Genomic DNA, 15,051 nt, shown 5'->3' with positions numbered 1-15,051 from the left:
TATGATCTGCGCATGCTTGACGCTGCGACGCCCCTGTTGTTGTGGTTGGCGCTCACCGCACCGCCCACCGCAATCCCCACCCCTGCGCTGCCGTTGCTGCAGCCAGAGGTCGTGCAGCGCTTGATCGATCCGCCGCGCTGCCTGGCCGCGCAATGCGTGAATGGCGAGTGGCAGCGCGGAGCAATGGTCAGTATTCCCGCCGGACAGCGCCGGATTGATGCCAATGACTTGCCAGGCAGCGGCAGCCGCCTGCGTTTGTCCGGCAACCGCCCGGATTGGGTGAAAGCGCAAGGCAGCAATGCCCGCGTGGGCATGCAATATGGCGTGCAAGCCGTGCAGACCAAAGACACCAGCCTGAAGATGTCGGTGGATACCGGCTATCGCATGAAAGGCTATGCGGATGACGGCATTGCCGGTACCGGCCCGATTTTGCGCGGCCAGGTGGAATGGCAGCAGACGCTGAGCAAGCGCACCCGGCTATCGCAAACCACGCGCCTGGAAACCGGGCAGCGTGGCACTTATCTGCGTAACAGCTTGCAAGTGAAAACCCAATTGCTGCCAGCCCTGACATTCAGCTCAGGGGTGGAAGTGTCACGTGACAGCAATCTGGTGGGCCGCAATAAAACCGATGCCACCATGAATCTGCGCTACGCGTTTTGATGCACGGATTGTTGCGGCCTGGCTTGTTAAAACAGCGCGTGGCGAGGCGCAGTTAGCCGTCGATCAGTGCCCGCGCGCCCTGCGCCAGCAAGGCATCGGCGACCGTAATTCCAAGCGCTTCGGGTGTGGTCATCGCGGCCTCAGCCTGCGCCCGTACACACTGGCCATCACGCGCCGAACCCACCAGCCCTTGCAGCAGCAGGCGCTCACCTTGCAATGTCGCCAATGCTGCCACCGGCACATGGCAACTGCCGTGCAGGGCCAGGTTCATGGCGCGCTCGGCGCGTACACAGGTGTTCGTTGCAGCATCGTCCAGCACGCCGCACAAAGCCTGGGTGGCGGCATCGTCGTGCCGACACTCAATGGTAATCGCGCCTTGTGCAGGTGCCGGCAGCCAATGCGGGGCATCCAGTCGCGTGCGGATGCGGGCATCAAATCCCAACCGGGTTAGGCCAGCGCAAGCCAGCACGATGGCGGCGTAGTCGCCGGCATCGAGTTTGGCCAGCCGCGTGTTGACGTTGCCGCGCAAGTCGCGCAATTGCAGATCAGGGCGCAGCGCGCGCAGTTGCGCCTGCCGACGCAGCGACGAGGTGCCCACGCAAGCGCCCTGCGGCAACTCATCCAGGTGCAGAAAATGATTGCTGACGAAGGCATCTGCATAGTCGGCGCGCGCCAGAATCGCGGCCAGCGCAAACCCCGGCTCCAGCTGCATCGGCACGTCTTTCAACGAGTGCACCGCGCAATCGGCATCGCCCCGCTGCATGGCGATTTCCAGTTCCTTGAGAAACAAGCCCTTGCCGCCAATCGCCGCCAGTGAGCGATCCAGGATCTCGTCGCCGCGGGTGCTCAGCGGCACCAGTTCCACTTGCAAACCGGGATGGGCCGCGCGCAGGCGACTGGCGACGTGTTCGGTCTGCCAAACGGCAAGCGGGCTTTTGCGGGTGGCGATGCGCAGGATGGTCATGCCGGCATTATCGCTTGCCGCGCCGCTGGTTGGCGCCTGTGCGCGGCTACAATTGCTGCAAGGCCTCGCGCAAATGGGGCAGACAACGACGGCTGACTTCCAACGCCGTGCCGCCGTGGCGCAAGACGGCATGCACATGTCCTTCTGGCGAGCGCCGCAATTCGGTGATTTCCTCACGTGCCACCAAGCAATTGCGATGAATGCGCACGAAGCGGTCGGCAAATTCTGTTTCCAGTGACCGCAGTGATTCTTCAATCAGATCCTCGCCACGGGCGTGATGCACCACCACGTATTTTTCATCCGCCTGCAAAAACCAGATGTCATCAACCGGGATCATGCGCAAGTTGCCGCCCAGCCGGGCGCACAATTGGCTGCGCGCGCGCGGCTCACCGGCTTGCGCGGCAGCACGCCCGGCACCACGCCCAGCCAGATAGGTGCGCACTTTGTCCAACGCTTGCGCCAGGCGTTCGGTGCGCACCGGCTTGACCAGATAATCCAGCGCCTGCGCTTCAAACGCGGACAGCGCGTGCGCATCGTAGGCAGTGCAAAACACCACCGCCGGGCGCGGCTGCAGATTGGCCAGCGCGCGCGCAGCCGCCAACCCATCCATGCCGGGCATGGCGATATCCAGTAACACGGCATCCGGGTGCAGGCGTGCGCAGGCATCGATGGCGGCTTGACCGTCGCCGGCCTCACCCACCACATCGATCAGCGGCAGACCGGACAACAGCCCGCACAGGCGCGCGCGCGCCAGCGGCTCATCGTCCACCACCAGCACGCGCATGGGTTGTGTCGTCATGGGCTCACACTCCGGGGCCCACCCCGGGCTTGCCCCGATGGTAGCGGTGTGCAGTGGCCAACGTCACCTCAGCCGGCCGCAAACCGCGCTGTCATCCAGTCGCCCAACTGGGTGATTTCCTCTGCACAGACCGAATGCTGCATCGGGTAGCGCCGCCATTGCATCGCAAACCCTAGCGCCTGCATGGTTTTGGCACTGGCTTCGCCGGCCGCAGGTGGCACCACTGGATCAAACACGCCATGCGCCATAAACAGCGGCTGGGTTGCGGCCTGCACAGCCATGCTGGCTTGCGCCTGCTGGGCAGTCATTGGCAGATAGGTCGACAGCGCAATCAAGCCGGCCAGCGGTTGGCTGCGCGTCAACCCGACTGCCAGCGTGATCGCCCCGCCTTGCGAGAAACCTGCCAGCAACACCCGCTGCGGCGGCACGCCACGTTCACCCTCGCGTGCAATCAGTGCCTCGATTTGCGCGACAGATTCGGCTACACCGGCACTGTCGGCGCGCAGCGCCAGATCATCAAACCCGAAACTGGTGATGTCGTACCACGCCCGCATGCGTGCGCCGCCATTGATCGTGACCGCGCGAACCGGTGCATGCGGGAATACGAAGCGCAGCGCAGGCCAATCCTTGCGCACCAACTCCGGCACGATGGGGGAAAAATCATGCCCGTCGGCACCCAGGCCGTGCAGCCAAATCACGCTCCATTGGGGATGCGCGCCGGTGCTGTGTTCGATGGTTTCAAGCAGCATGTGAAAATGTTCAGCAGTGGCCTGCGCACATTATGCCGATCAATGCGTACGCTCCGCTGCGCGTTGTGGAAACAGCAACACCGCTGCACCCACAAACACCAATAGCGCTGCGGTGGCCGAGGTGCGGCTCAGGGCCAATCCACCGCTGGCCAGCGGCTTATCCAGGAAGTCACCCAGCACCGCGCCCAATGGCCTGGTCAGGATGAAAGCAGCCCAGAACAGCAGCGTGGGCGACACCTTTTTCGACCAATACAGGATCGCCACGAGTGCCAATGCACCGCCAAAGATCGCAATGCCACCGGTATAGCCCAGCCCCTGCGTATCGGCCACCCAATCCCCCAGTGCCGTGCCCAGCGTTTGCGAACACATGATGGTCAACCAGTAAAACCCTTCGGCCTGCGGACTGGCCACACTGGCCACCGACACCGTGCCCAACATGCGCTTCCATGCCCACAACGTGCCCAGCAGCAGCAGCAACAGCACTCCTGAGCCACCGCTATAGCCAATCCCCAGCGAGCGGTCGGCAAAATCGGCGAGTGTGGTGCCCACCGTGGTGCTGGCCAGAATGGCAAACCAATACAGCCATGGGTTGAATTGCTTTGCACGGAGTTGTAACCACACCGCAAATGCGAACAAGACGGTGAAAATGCCGGTGCCAATCAAATACCCATTGGCATGCGTTTGCGTGCCGGCTTCGCCCAGCCACGACATGGTCACCGCATCGCCGCCGGTCTCACCCAGTGTGGTGGCGGCAATCTTGATCAACCAGAACAGCAAGGTGACTGCAGGCACCTTGGCCAGAGGTTGTGACGTCGGTGTATGCATGCGGGTGTACTCGGTATGAAGTGGCGTCAGCATGTGCCGCAACCTGTTGGACTGACTCTGCTGAAACTCAGATGTTCGTTAACCCGATTTACGGCACACTCCAAACCCATGCATCGTTCGCCCATGCCCACCTCTGCCAACCCCGGCCTGCGCGTCTTGCTGATTGAAGATCAGCACGATATCGCCGCCAATATCTGGGATTTTCTGGAGCGGCGCGGCCACGAAATGGATCACTGTGCTGATGGTGTCAGTGGCTTGGCGCGGGCGTTGCGTGGTGACGTTGATGTGATTGTGCTTGATCTGGGCTTGCCCAGACTGGATGGTTTGGCATTGTGCCGGCGCTTGCGGGAGGCCGGGCATGGGGTGCCGGTATTGATGTTGACCGCGCGCGACAGTCTGGAAGACAAGCTGCGGGGTTACGCCGAAGGTGCCGATGATTATTTGGTCAAACCCTTCGCATTGCGCGAGCTGGAAGCGCGGATCCGTGCGCTGCGCCGCCATGCGCACGCACAGACCGCATTGACATTTGGGCCATTGACCTACGATCCACACAGCATGACAGCCAGCCGCGAGGGCCGGCGAATTCCGTTGACGCGACTGCAAGGTGCGGTGCTGGCGTGCCTGTTGCAGGAAGCTCCGCGCATCGTGCCGCATGCACGCCTGCTGGAGCATGGGTGGGGCCAGCATGGCGGTGATGTGGCCGCCCTGCAGACCCAGGTGTACGAGTTGCGGGCACTGGTGGATAAGCCGTTTGCGCACGCCATGATCCAATCCGTACGCGGTGTGGGGTACCGCTTGTTGGGGGCGGCATGAGCGCACGATGGCCGCTACGCCGGCGCTTCACGCTATTGGCATTATTGCTGGGCTTGGTGATGAGCAGCTTGTCCGCATGGATCATGCAGGACATGGCCGACGACTACGAATACGTGGTTTCTGGCGAAATCCTGCGCGGGCAAGCCGAAGACTACGGGCAGCGCCTGGCACGTGGGCAAGCGCTGCAACTTCCCTCCACCCATCGCCTAAGCGGGTATCGCATCCTGGATCCGGCGTTGCCGGCGCGCTATGCCCGGCTTCCCGCTGGCATGCACGAAGATCCTGATGATGAAGATATTCACGTCGGGGTGTTCGACACCGCGGCGGGGCGCCTGGTGTTTGTCATCGACATGGGCGATATCGAACAAATGGAGCGCCACCTGCACCGGCTGGTGATTGCCATGATTGTGCTGGGCACAGCATTGGCGGGCTGGCTGGGCTGGCTGTTCGCTGGAATTGCCCTGCAACCGGTGCGGCATCTGGCAAAAAGCGTGGAAGCCCTGCCGGTACGGCCGCAGCCAACCCAACTGGCTGCGGCTGTCAGCCACGATGCCCTTGGGCAATTGGCTTCTGCCATCGACGCCTATCAGGCACGGCTGGTGGATGCCGACGCGCACGAGCAAGCTTTCCTTGCCGATGCCAGCCACGAACTGCGCACCCCGCTGGCGGTGATTCAAGGTGTCACCGAAGTGTTGCTGGACGATGCCGGCATGCCACCGCAGCAGCACACCCGGTTGGCGCGACTCGAGCGTGGTGTGCAAGACATGGGGCAGTTGCTGGAAGCCATGCTGGCCAGCGCGCGGCGTAAACCGTTGACCATTGAGCCCGTGGATGCACAGGCGCTGCTGCAGGATGCCAGTGCGCGTGCAATGGTCGGCAAGCCTGCCATCCCGGTCGTCATTGACGCCCCTGTGCAACTGCACACCGCACGCCGTGAGGCGCTGTTATTGATCGCCGGCCTGCTGCGATTGCAGCTGCAAGCGCAGGCATGCACCCAGCTACACCTGCGCATGGACACGCAGGCACTGGACATCCACACCACCACCACGGCGGATTCGGCGGCCATGCAGTCACTTGCACGCGCCGATACCGGCACCGGTTCGGCCTTGCTGGATCGGTTGGCTGCGCGCCTGGACTGGCAAGTGCTGATCCTGTCCCCCAGCCAGACGCGTTTGCAGCTGCATCCCGAAATTGCGGGCGCCCGCCGCCAGCCCAACAGCTAACTGCTTGCGTGGAAAGGAAAACTCGCCCATAATGCGCGGCTCACTGCGTCCTGCAGTGTATCCCGGTGTGGGTATTACTCCGGGGCCGCCGTCTCCCGGGCTACGGGCGACAACCACATACCATCGAGGTGCACAGTGTCCAAAGTCTGCCAAGTTACTGGCAAGCGTACGACGACCGGTAACAACGTCTCGCATTCCAATCGCAAGACCCGCCGTCGCTTCCAGCCCAACCTCCACGAGCGTCGCTTCTGGGTCGCTTCGGAAAACCGTTGGATCAAACTCCGTATTTCCAATGCCGCGCTGCGCACCATCGACAAGAACGGTATCGATGCCGTCCTCGCCGACCTGCGCAAGCAGGGCGAGAAGGTCTGAGGAGAACTGAATCATGGCTACCAAGCGCGATAAAATCCGTCTGATCTCGTCGGCCGGCACCGGTCATTTCTACACCACCGACAAGAACAAGAAAAACACCCCGAACAAGATGGAAGTCAGCAAGTACGACCCCGTTGTTCGCAAGCACGTGATGTACAAGGAAGGCAAGATCAAGTGACGCACTGACGCGAACGTGCCTGGCGCGTTCGCCTCTGCCGGCACGGCACCCCCGGATGCTCCTGCCGGGGATCAGGCTCTCAACAAAAACCCGCCATCCGGCGGGTTTTTGTTTTGCAGCATCGCCAGCTTTATTGCTGCGGCTTGGCAGCCTCTGCCATGGGCGACGCAGAGCCGGTCTGCTTCACAACTTCCACCTCCACCACCATGTCCAGCACATAGGCGAACTTGGAGCCGTCTTGGCCGGCAGTTTTCAGCGGGAAACGGTTGACGCGCAGTACGCTGCGCACGCCGGGGCGCACCGCAAAGCCTTCAATCGGCGTGCTGAATTCCACAAACGGCCCAGGGGTACCTACTTTCAAACCCTTGCCGTCGTAGTGGATTTCGCGCATCTGTGCGCACAGCACCTTGCTGTCGCTGGCGCAGGGTTTGGCATCGGGGGAGATTTCCAGGAACACGCGCTCGCCCGGGCCGCCGTATTTGGTTTCGGCAGTCTGGTTGCCAGCAAATACCAGCACGTCACCGGCCTTGTTGGTCAGTTCCAGCATCGGGTTGCCGCCATCGGCGATGCGCAGCCCCAGTTCACCGGTCAGGCGCTTGCTGGCGGCTTGGTCAAGGCCGGCCAGCTTGGGCTCCGCGCAGGCTTTCATGGTGGAGGCAAAATCCGTGGCCACGATGGTGGCACCGGAGAGTTTGAAGCTGGTATGGAGCATATTGCAGGCGTTATCTACCGATAGCGTACTGGCGGTGAAGTTCAGCGTCAGTGGTTTGTCGGCGCGCGCAAACAGTGCGTCGATGCGTTGCCCCTTGGCATCAGTGGCTGTGGCCAAGGCCCAGTGCTGCTTGGGCAACACGTTGACGGCTTGGATGGGGCCAACCGCATGGAATGAATACTGGACATTGGGATTCATCGGCTTCAGCGCCGGATTGGCGCTGCCGGCGGGCGTGGCGGGTGTTGTTGCCGGGGTTGCACTATTGCTGGCGTCGGCTTTGGCGGTTGCGCTGGATGCCGGGTGCGAGCTGGGGCAGCCCGCCAGGGCCAATGGAAGTGCAAGCAGGAACAGGCGTTTCATGCGAAGACCTCGATACGATGACGCGATGATGGGAAGACGATGTGGAGCGCATGCCGGTGGGGATGATGTGCTTAGCCACCGGTGGGCAGCCAAACCAGCAGGGCGATACCCAACACCAAACGATAGACCGCAAACGCGGTAAAGCGGTGGCTCTGGATATAGTGCAACAACCACTTCACCGCGACAAAAGCAGTGCTGGCCGAAACCGCGAACGCCACGCCAAGCGCCGCCCAATCTTCGCCGCCCAGCGCGCCCTGCTTGTACATCGACAACAGCTCGTAGCCGGTGGCGGCAAACATGGTGGGGATGCCGACCAGAAACGCGAACTCAGTGGCGGCAGCGCGGCTGGTGGTGCCGGCCAGCAGGGCGACGAAAATGGTAGCGGCGCTGCGCGAGGTGCCGGGGAACACGCCAGCCAGCACTTGCGCGGCCCCGACCAGCAAGGCCACCGTCCACGTGATGGTGGTGCGCTCGCCCACCTGCACCGCGCGCCGGCCCGCCAGCCATTCGGCGGCCAGCATCCACAACGCCCCCAGGACCAGCGCCCAGGCCACCGGGGTCACCGACTCCGGCAGTTGCCAGCCCAATTTCTTGACCAGCAACCCCAGCACCGCGGTGACACCGAAGGCCGCCATCAACTTGATCGCGTATGCCCGCGACTGTGCCGGGGTGGCGGTGATGCCCAGTGGGTCGAAGGCGGCCGGCGCATCGCGGCCGGCAAATGCCAGCAACATGCCCCATAAGCGTTTCCAGTAAATCAACACCACCGCAAGGATGGCCCCCGCCTGGATCGCAACATTGAACAGATCGCTGCGTGCGCCCAACCAATGCTCGGCAATCAGCAAATGGCCGGTGCTGGAAATGGGCAGAAATTCGGTGATGCCTTCAATGATGCCCAATAGCAGGGCGGCCAGCAGATCGTTCATCGGCAGAGGAGATGGAAGGGTGGCGCAGCATACCGTGGATTGCAATTCACCAAGTTGGTGATACCTGAGAATTGATTGCACCAAGTGAGTGCTTATTTGCAATGTGTCGATTATCGATTCGTTTAAAATCAATAAGTTATTAGCTGGCACGGTCCTTGCTAATATCACTACCGTCAGGCCCTTGCTTACGCCCCTCCATCCTTTGCCGGAGTACCCCATGTCGCTGGAACAACTCGAAAAGCTCATCAAAGACCACAAGATCGAATTTGTGGACCTGCGTTTTGCCGACATGCGCGGCGTGCAGCACCATGTCACCTTCCCCAAATCGATCGTCGATGCCAGCCTGTTCGAGGATGGCAAGATGTTCGATGGCAGCTCGATTGGCGGCTGGCGCGGTATCCAGAACTCCGACATGGTGCTGCTGCCCGACCCGGCCACCGCCTTCATCGATCCGTTCACCGCTGACCCCACCTTGGTGCTGACTTGCGATGTGCTGGATCCGGCCACCATGCAAGCCTATTCGCGCGATCCGCGTGGCGTGGCGCATCGCGCCGAAGCGTATTTGAAGGCCAGCGGCATCGCCGAGCAGGGCTTCTTCGGGCCAGAACCGGAATTCTTCATTTTCGATTCGGTGCGCTTTGCCAATGAAATGGGCCACACCTTCTTCCAGATTGATTCGGAAGAAGCGCATTGGAATTCCAGCCGCGAATACGCCGGCGGCAACAGCGGCTACCGGCCGATGGTGAAGGGTGGCTACTTCCCGGTGGCACCATTGGATTCGCTGCACGATCTGCGTGCGGAAATGTGCAAGACGCTGGAAAAAGTGGGCATCGAAGTGGAAGTGCACCACCACGAGGTGGCCAATGCCGGCCAGTGCGAGATTGGCACCAAGTTCAATTCGCTGGTGAAGAAAGCCGACGACCTGATGACCATGAAATACGTCATCAAGAACGTGGCGCACCGCAATGGCAAGACCGTCACCTTCATGCCCAAGCCGATCGTCGGCGATAACGGCAGTGGCATGCATGTGCATATGTCGCTGGCCAAGGGCGGCGTCAATCTGTTCTCCGGCGATGGCTACGGCGGCCTGTCGCAGACCGCGCTGTGGTACATCGGCGGCATCTTCAAGCATGCGCGTGCGATCAATGCGTTCGCCAACTCCAGCACCAATTCGTACAAGCGCCTGGTGCCTGGCTACGAAGCGCCGGTGATGCTGGCGTATTCGGCCTCCAACCGTTCGGCCAGCTGCCGCATTCCGTATGTGGCCAACCCGAAGGCACGCCGCATCGAAATGCGCTTCCCCGACCCGATGAACAGCGGCTATTTGACCTTTGCCGCGCTGCTGATGGCGGGTCTGGACGGCATCAAACATCAGATCGATCCGGGCGCGCCGTCCGACAAGGATCTGTACGACCTGCCGCCGGAAGAAGAGAAGAACTACCCCACCGTCTGCCACTCGCTGGATCAGGCGCTGGACGCGCTCGACAAAGATCGCGAATTCCTGAAAGCGGGCGGGGTGTTCACCGATGATTTCATCGACGCCTACATCGGCTTGAAGATGAAGGAAGTGACCGCGTTCCGTGGTGCCACGCACCCGTTGGAATACCAGATGTACTACACGCTCTGATTGCCCGCGCAAGGGTGAGCGAAGCAGGCTGATCCTCGCTTCGCTCCCTCCCCGGCGAGGATTGGAGCGGCCGGAAGCGTGCACTGACGGGTGCACGCCTTCCGCGCCGTTGTCTGCATGGGCAGGGGGCGAGGCGGGCTGCGCGCAGCGGGGCTGCGCGGCAACAACAGGAGGCACATGCGATCGAACGATCGCCGCAGGCAGAACCCACACGATTCTGCATTGCACGAGTACGCAACACTGACCGGGGAGGGCTACCGCTTATGAGGAGCCTGCGTCATGCCGTCTCACGACCTTGCAACACCGTTTCATCGCGTGGCCTCCTTGCAGTGCACACGCAGCCGCACGCACGCGTGCACCTTGTTGGCCTTGTGCACCTTGTCTGCCATCGGCCATGCGCAAGCAGGCAACAGTGGCAACCTGTCGCTGACTAGCGACTATGTCTTTCGCGGCATCTCGCAAAACAATCAACACCCCGCCTTGCAAGCGGGTTTCGAACATGCCGCAGACAATGGCCTGTATGCGGGGGCATGGGGCAGCAACATCAGTTGGCTGGCAGATACCTCCAGCAGCGCCGCACCCATCTCCAGCAGTCTTGAGCTGGATGCCTATGCCGGCTGGCGCGGCACGCCAAGCCCCGCCGTGAGCGTGGATGTGGGCGTGCAGTACTACGCCTATCCCGGCCACTTCCCGTCCGGCTTCAATCGCGCCGATACGCTGGAGTTGTATGCCGGCGTGACGCTTGCCGCCAGCAAGCGTGTCAGCTTGGGCGCGAAGTATTCGCTGGCCACGACCGATCTGTTTGGCTATGCCGACTCCAATGGCAGCGGCTATCTCGACCTCAGCGCCACCTTCGCCGTTGACGACCACTGGAGCCTTGCCGCGCATGCCGGCAAACAGTGGATTTCACACAACGCCGCCTTCGCCTATCGCGATTGGAAGCTGGGCCTGACCCGCAATTTTGCCAACGGCGTGACGCTGGGGCTGGCCTATACCGGCAGTACGGCCAATAGCGCGCTGTACATCAATCCCGATGGCCACACGCTGGCCAGGGACACCGTGGCATTGACTCTCGGCAAGACTTTTTGAAGGAGCCACAGACCGATGAAACTGATCACTGCGATCATTCGCCCATTCAAGCTTGACGATGTGCGCGAGGCACTGACCGATGCGGGGGTGTCTGGCATCACCGTCACTGAGGTCAAGGGATTTGGCCGCCAAAAAGGCCATACCGAGTTGTACCGCGGTGCCGAGTATCAAGTCGATTTTTTGCCCAAGCTGAAAATCGAATGCGCGGTAGATAACGCGGCCTTCGATGCCGCGCTGGAAGCCATCATGAGTGCTGCCGCCACCGGCAAGGTTGGCGACGGCAAGGTGTTCGTGATCGGCCTCGAGCAAGCCACCCGTATTCGCACCGGGGAGATTGGCACCGATGCGCTCTGACCTACGCGAGGACTCCATGCACACTTTCATTGCACACGCTTCCATTACGCATGTGTCACCCCGCCCACCGCAGTGGGCGTGGTTGTGGCTGCTCTGCATCTGCGGCAGCGTGTCCGCACAATCGGCGGCCCCTGTGCCCAGCCTCAGCAAACCCGATACGGTGTGGGTATTGGTGAGTGCGTGTCTGGTGATCTTCATGACCTTGCCCGGACTGGCCTTGTTTTATGGTGGCCTGGTGCGCAGCAAAAATGTGCTTTCAATCCTGATGCAAACGTTGGCGGTGTTTGCGGTAGTCGCCATTTTGTGGGCGCTGTATGGCTACAGCCTGGCGTTTACTGAAGGCAATGCGTTCATCGGCGGGCTGGACCGGGTACTCGCACACGGGCTGGATGCCAATGCATTGGCTGCCACCTTCAGCAAAGGCGTGTATATCCCGGAACTGGCGTTCTTTGTGTTTCAAGGCGCATTTGCCTGCATCGCGTGTGCGCTGGTAGTGGGCGCGTTTGCCGAGCGCGTGAAGTTTTCCGGCGTGCTGCTGTTCACCGTGCTGTGGTTCACCTTTGCCTATCTGCCAATGGCGCACATGGTCTGGTTTTTCCCGGGCCCGGATGCGTTCACATCCAACGCGATGGCGGCGACGGCGACGGCGAAGGCGGGGTATCTGTGGGCGAGGGGCGCGTTGGATTTTGCCGGCGGCACGGTAGTGCATATCAATGCCGCAGTGGCCGGTTTGGTGGGCGCATTCATGGTCGGCAAGCGCATTGGCTATGGGCGTGAAGCGTTGAAGCCGCACAACCTCACCCAGACCATGGTCGGCGCGTCGATCCTGTGGGTGGGCTGGTTTGGCTTCAATGCCGGCTCTGCGCTGGAAGCCAATGGCACCGCCGCGCTGGCCTTCGTCAACACCTTCCTTGCCACTGCCGCTGCGGTAGTGGCATGGACGGCATTGGAATGGCTGCACAAGGGCAAGCCCTCGCTGCTGGGCGCGGCCTCCGGTGCAGTGGCGGGCTTGGTGGCGATCACTCCGGCGGCCGGCTTGGTGGGTTTGATGGGCGCTTTGGCGATGGGCGCGATCACCGGCGCACTCTGCCTGTGGGGGGTGGGCGGTTTGAAGCGTTGGCTGCGAGCCGACGACAGCTTGGACGTGTTTGGCGTGCATGGCGTGGGCGGCATCGCCGGGGCCTTGCTCACCGGTGTATTCGCTGCCCCGCGGCTGGGTGGTGCGGGGCTCTGGGACTACGTCAGCGAGCGTGCTTCACCCGATTACAACCTGCTGGCGCAACTATGGATCCAGCTGCAGGGCGTGCTGGTGACGGTGGCGCTATCCGGCACGGTGTCACTGCTTGCGTTTGTCATCGTCAAATACACGGTGGGGTTGCGGGTGGATGCCGACGCCGAACGCGAAGGCCTGGACATCGCCACCCACGGCGAAAACGCTTACGCCAATTAGAAGCACGATGGGGCGAGACCACATGGTTTCGCCCTGTTAGTGCGTCTGCAAACCCTGCGCTGGATGCGCACGCACAAATGCCACGAACGCATCCATCGGCAGTGCCGGCGACCAATGAAAGCCCTGCCCGAATTCGCAGCCGAACTCGGCTAGCCGCGCCCGTGTAGCGGCATCCTCCACACCTTCGGCCACCACTTGCAAATCCAGGCAGTGCGCCATTTCGATGATCGCGCGCACCAATCCTTCATCATGCGGATTGGCGCACATCCGACGCACGAAGGATTGGTCGATTTTCAGTCGATCCACTGCAAATCGGCGCAGATAGCCAAGGTTGGAATAACCCGTGCCAAAGTCATCGATGGTGATATGCACGCCGGTGCTACTCAGGCGTTGCAAGGCCGCGCTCAGATGTTGGGCGTCGGCCAGCAGCGATGATTCGGTCAACTCCAATTCCAGCGCACTGGTGGGCAGGCCGGCACTGTTCAACGCCGCAGACACCACCGCCTCCAAATTGCCGCGCTGAAATTGCAGTGGCGACACGTTCACCGCGACTACCAATTCACCCAAGCCCTGCGCACGCCACGCACGGGCTGCCTGACACGCTTGCTGCATTACCAAATCACCAATCACGGTGATCAGGCCACTGCGCTCGGCGATGGGAATAAAACGTGCCGGTGCCACCAGCCCCCACTCGGGGTGCTGCCAGCGCAACAACGCTTCGGCACCGGTGATGCGACCGCTGCGCAATCCGATTTGCGGCTGAAAATGCAATTGCAGCTCGTTCTGTGCAATCGCCAGACGCAGGCGTGATGCAATTTTCAAATCCTCCACCGCGCCGCCGGCCATGTCCGGGGCAAAGTGCAGGAAGGTATTGCGGCCGGATTCCTTGGCTCGGTACATCGCCATATCGGCGTGCTCGAGCAGCGTGCTGGCATCGTTGCCATCGCCAGGCGCCATCGCAATGCCCACCGATGCGGTGACCGGCACATCCAGCCCATCCAGCGGAAACGCCTGCTCCAAGGTGTCAAAGATACGGCCCACCATGTCATCCACCGAGTCCTGCGTCTGCACACCGCCGAGCAGGATGAAGAACTCATCGCCGGATGCGCGCGCCACCATGCCGGAATTTCCCACGCACATCCCAAGTGCGTCGGCGACCTGGCACAACAGCACATCGCCCGCGGCATGCCCAAGCGAATCATTGATGGTTTTGAAGTTATCCAAATCCAGCAGCAGCACTGCAACCATTTGCGGCGAATCCGCACTGTCCATCAATAATCGTTTCAATTGCTCTTTGGCCGACACCCGGTTGGGTAACCCGGTCAGGCTATCGCGCAAGGCCAAATATTCAATTTGCGCATGCGAGGCCTGCAAGGCCAGCTTTTCGGACTCCAACCGCGTCAACACACGCCGCAAGTCACTCACGATCAACCACACGAAAAACCCACTCAGGGTGACGATCAGGCACACATTGAAAGCGCGCAGCGGCCCAACCGGCAATGGCGAGTGAGGCATCAGCCCGGATACATCCAGCAAGTACACGCTGATGAACGAAAGCACCATCATGCTGGTGAACCACAGCAGCAACCGTCGGTTACCAAACAGTCCGGCAAACACCAGTAGTGCCGGATACGCCATCCCGGCTTCGTCAAACAAGCCTTGGCCGATCACCATCAATACGGTCAGGCCCAGCATCAGCGTGACGATCAAAAACCATGCGGCGCGCACCAGATGCCCGCGTCTGTTCCACCAGTACGCCAGCAACATCGGCCCAAGCATGGCCAGCTCGATGCTGGCGGATGTCCATCGTCCAAGCGATGCATTGGCCAGCATCACGGCGCCAAATGCGCCCATCAACAGCCACAGTATTTGCCGAAAGCGCTGTTGTTGCAGCGCCAACAGTGCATCTGGCAAGGCGCGGCGATGGCGTCCGTTCAGCTCGGCGGTCAT

Annotated in this window: 16 protein-coding genes; 9 read left to right on the top strand and 7 right to left on the bottom strand. The window is 61.6% G+C overall.

Going from position 1 to position 15,051, the window contains the following annotated elements; all coding sequences use genetic code 11:
• Positions 1-12 precede the first annotated feature (12 nt).
• Positions 13-660: a DUF481 domain-containing protein gene (locus K7B09_RS11315; RefSeq protein WP_223629572.1), complete on the top strand. Its 648-nt coding sequence runs from the start codon at positions 13-15 to the stop codon at positions 658-660.
• A gap of 52 nt (positions 661-712) precedes the next feature.
• On the opposite strand, the gene hemC is transcribed toward K7B09_RS11315, so the two are convergent.
• The 4 genes from hemC to K7B09_RS11295 all read right to left on the bottom strand — a co-directional run bounded on the left by hemC (position 713) and on the right by K7B09_RS11295 (position 4,030).
• Positions 713-1,624: a hydroxymethylbilane synthase gene (gene hemC / locus K7B09_RS11310; RefSeq protein WP_223629571.1), complete on the bottom strand. Its 912-nt coding sequence runs from the start codon at positions 1,622-1,624 to the stop codon at positions 713-715.
• A gap of 46 nt (positions 1,625-1,670) precedes the next feature.
• A complete protein-coding gene (locus tag K7B09_RS11305) occupies positions 1,671-2,423 on the bottom strand; it encodes a LytR/AlgR family response regulator transcription factor (RefSeq protein WP_223629570.1) in 753 nt (250 codons plus the stop codon).
• A 68-nt stretch (positions 2,424-2,491) separates the two neighbouring features.
• Complete coding sequence (locus K7B09_RS11300) at positions 2,492-3,172, bottom strand: alpha/beta hydrolase (protein ID WP_223629569.1); 681 nt, start codon at positions 3,170-3,172, stop codon at positions 2,492-2,494.
• Positions 3,173-3,211: 39 nt separating this feature from the next.
• Positions 3,212-4,030: a COG4705 family protein gene (locus K7B09_RS11295; protein WP_223629568.1), complete on the bottom strand. Its 819-nt coding sequence runs from the start codon at positions 4,028-4,030 to the stop codon at positions 3,212-3,214.
• A gap of 90 nt (positions 4,031-4,120) precedes the next feature.
• Between K7B09_RS11295 and K7B09_RS11290 the strand changes: the two genes are divergently transcribed.
• The 4 genes from K7B09_RS11290 (at position 4,121) to rpmG (ending at position 6,583) form a co-directional block, all read left to right on the top strand.
• Complete coding sequence (locus tag K7B09_RS11290) at positions 4,121-4,810, top strand: response regulator transcription factor (protein ID WP_223629567.1); 690 nt, start codon at positions 4,121-4,123, stop codon at positions 4,808-4,810.
• Positions 4,807-6,033 carry a sensor histidine kinase gene (locus K7B09_RS11285; protein ID WP_317851756.1) on the top strand — a complete coding sequence of 409 codons (1,227 nt, stop codon included), beginning with the start codon at positions 4,807-4,809 and terminating at the stop codon, positions 6,031-6,033. Before K7B09_RS11290 ends, K7B09_RS11285 begins: the two co-directional genes overlap by 4 nt.
• A gap of 135 nt (positions 6,034-6,168) precedes the next feature.
• Complete coding sequence (rpmB, locus tag K7B09_RS11280) at positions 6,169-6,405, top strand: 50S ribosomal protein L28 (RefSeq protein ID WP_223629566.1); 237 nt, start codon at positions 6,169-6,171, stop codon at positions 6,403-6,405.
• A 10-nt stretch (positions 6,406-6,415) separates the two neighbouring features.
• Complete coding sequence (gene rpmG / locus K7B09_RS11275; protein WP_171033465.1) at positions 6,416-6,583, top strand: 50S ribosomal protein L33; 168 nt, start codon at positions 6,416-6,418, stop codon at positions 6,581-6,583.
• A 130-nt stretch (positions 6,584-6,713) separates the two neighbouring features.
• Here rpmG and K7B09_RS11270 read toward each other — a convergent pair whose 3' ends face one another.
• Together K7B09_RS11270 and K7B09_RS11265 are read right to left on the bottom strand one after the other, a co-directional pair.
• Positions 6,714-7,655, bottom strand: a complete 942-nt coding sequence (locus K7B09_RS11270) for a DUF4377 domain-containing protein (RefSeq protein WP_223629565.1) — start codon at positions 7,653-7,655, stop codon at positions 6,714-6,716.
• Between the two features lie 71 nt (positions 7,656-7,726).
• Positions 7,727-8,581 (bottom strand): undecaprenyl-diphosphate phosphatase, encoded by an 855-nt coding sequence (locus tag K7B09_RS11265; protein ID WP_223629564.1) that lies wholly within the window; start codon positions 8,579-8,581, stop codon positions 7,727-7,729.
• A gap of 217 nt (positions 8,582-8,798) precedes the next feature.
• Here K7B09_RS11265 and glnA point away from each other — a divergent pair, with 217 nt between their 5' ends.
• The 4 genes from glnA (at position 8,799) to K7B09_RS11245 (ending at position 13,101) form a co-directional block, all read left to right on the top strand.
• Positions 8,799-10,208 (top strand): type I glutamate--ammonia ligase, encoded by a 1,410-nt coding sequence (glnA, locus tag K7B09_RS11260; RefSeq protein WP_223629563.1) that lies wholly within the window; start codon positions 8,799-8,801, stop codon positions 10,206-10,208.
• Between the two features lie 279 nt (positions 10,209-10,487).
• Positions 10,488-11,297, top strand: coding sequence for a TorF family putative porin (locus K7B09_RS11255; protein ID WP_223629562.1), 810 nt, complete (start codon positions 10,488-10,490; stop codon positions 11,295-11,297).
• A gap of 15 nt (positions 11,298-11,312) precedes the next feature.
• A complete protein-coding gene (locus K7B09_RS11250; protein WP_223629561.1) occupies positions 11,313-11,651 on the top strand; it encodes a P-II family nitrogen regulator in 339 nt (112 codons plus the stop codon).
• 16 nt (positions 11,652-11,667) lie between these two features.
• Positions 11,668-13,101, top strand: coding sequence for an ammonium transporter (locus tag K7B09_RS11245; protein ID WP_223629560.1), 1,434 nt, complete (start codon positions 11,668-11,670; stop codon positions 13,099-13,101).
• A 36-nt stretch (positions 13,102-13,137) separates the two neighbouring features.
• Here the strand turns inward: K7B09_RS11245 and K7B09_RS11240 are convergent, their stop codons facing one another.
• Positions 13,138-15,051: a putative bifunctional diguanylate cyclase/phosphodiesterase gene (locus K7B09_RS11240; protein WP_223629559.1), complete on the bottom strand. Its 1,914-nt coding sequence runs from the start codon at positions 15,049-15,051 to the stop codon at positions 13,138-13,140.

Source organism: Thermomonas beijingensis (assembly GCF_020034655.1).
In the GTDB taxonomy this organism is placed as follows: Bacteria; Pseudomonadota; Gammaproteobacteria; order Xanthomonadales; family Xanthomonadaceae; genus Thermomonas; species Thermomonas beijingensis.
This window is presented reverse-complemented; position numbering and strand designations above follow the sequence as displayed.

Coding starts and splice junctions, on each gene's coding strand:
- K7B09_RS11265 (WP_223629564.1), bottom strand. CDS start 8,581: ATGAACGATCTGCTGGCCGCCCTGCTATTGGGCATCATTGAAGGCATC.
- K7B09_RS11315 (WP_223629572.1), top strand. CDS start 13: ATGCTTGACGCTGCGACGCCCCTGTTGTTGTGGTTGGCGCTCACCGCA.
- glnA (WP_223629563.1), top strand. CDS start 8,799: ATGTCGCTGGAACAACTCGAAAAGCTCATCAAAGACCACAAGATCGAA.
- K7B09_RS11305 (WP_223629570.1), bottom strand. CDS start 2,423: ATGACGACACAACCCATGCGCGTGCTGGTGGTGGACGATGAGCCGCTG.
- K7B09_RS11270 (WP_223629565.1), bottom strand. CDS start 7,655: ATGAAACGCCTGTTCCTGCTTGCACTTCCATTGGCCCTGGCGGGCTGC.
- K7B09_RS11290 (WP_223629567.1), top strand. CDS start 4,121: ATGCCCACCTCTGCCAACCCCGGCCTGCGCGTCTTGCTGATTGAAGAT.
- K7B09_RS11250 (WP_223629561.1), top strand. CDS start 11,313: ATGAAACTGATCACTGCGATCATTCGCCCATTCAAGCTTGACGATGTG.
- K7B09_RS11255 (WP_223629562.1), top strand. CDS start 10,488: ATGCCGTCTCACGACCTTGCAACACCGTTTCATCGCGTGGCCTCCTTG.
- K7B09_RS11245 (WP_223629560.1), top strand. CDS start 11,668: ATGCACACTTTCATTGCACACGCTTCCATTACGCATGTGTCACCCCGC.
- K7B09_RS11295 (WP_223629568.1), bottom strand. CDS start 4,030: ATGCTGACGCCACTTCATACCGAGTACACCCGCATGCATACACCGACG.
- K7B09_RS11300 (WP_223629569.1), bottom strand. CDS start 3,172: ATGCTGCTTGAAACCATCGAACACAGCACCGGCGCGCATCCCCAATGG.
- K7B09_RS11240 (WP_223629559.1), bottom strand. CDS start 15,051: ATGACCGCCGAGCTGAACGGACGCCATCGCCGCGCCTTGCCAGATGCA.
- K7B09_RS11285 (WP_317851756.1), top strand. CDS start 4,807: ATGAGCGCACGATGGCCGCTACGCCGGCGCTTCACGCTATTGGCATTA.
- hemC (WP_223629571.1), bottom strand. CDS start 1,624: ATGACCATCCTGCGCATCGCCACCCGCAAAAGCCCGCTTGCCGTTTGG.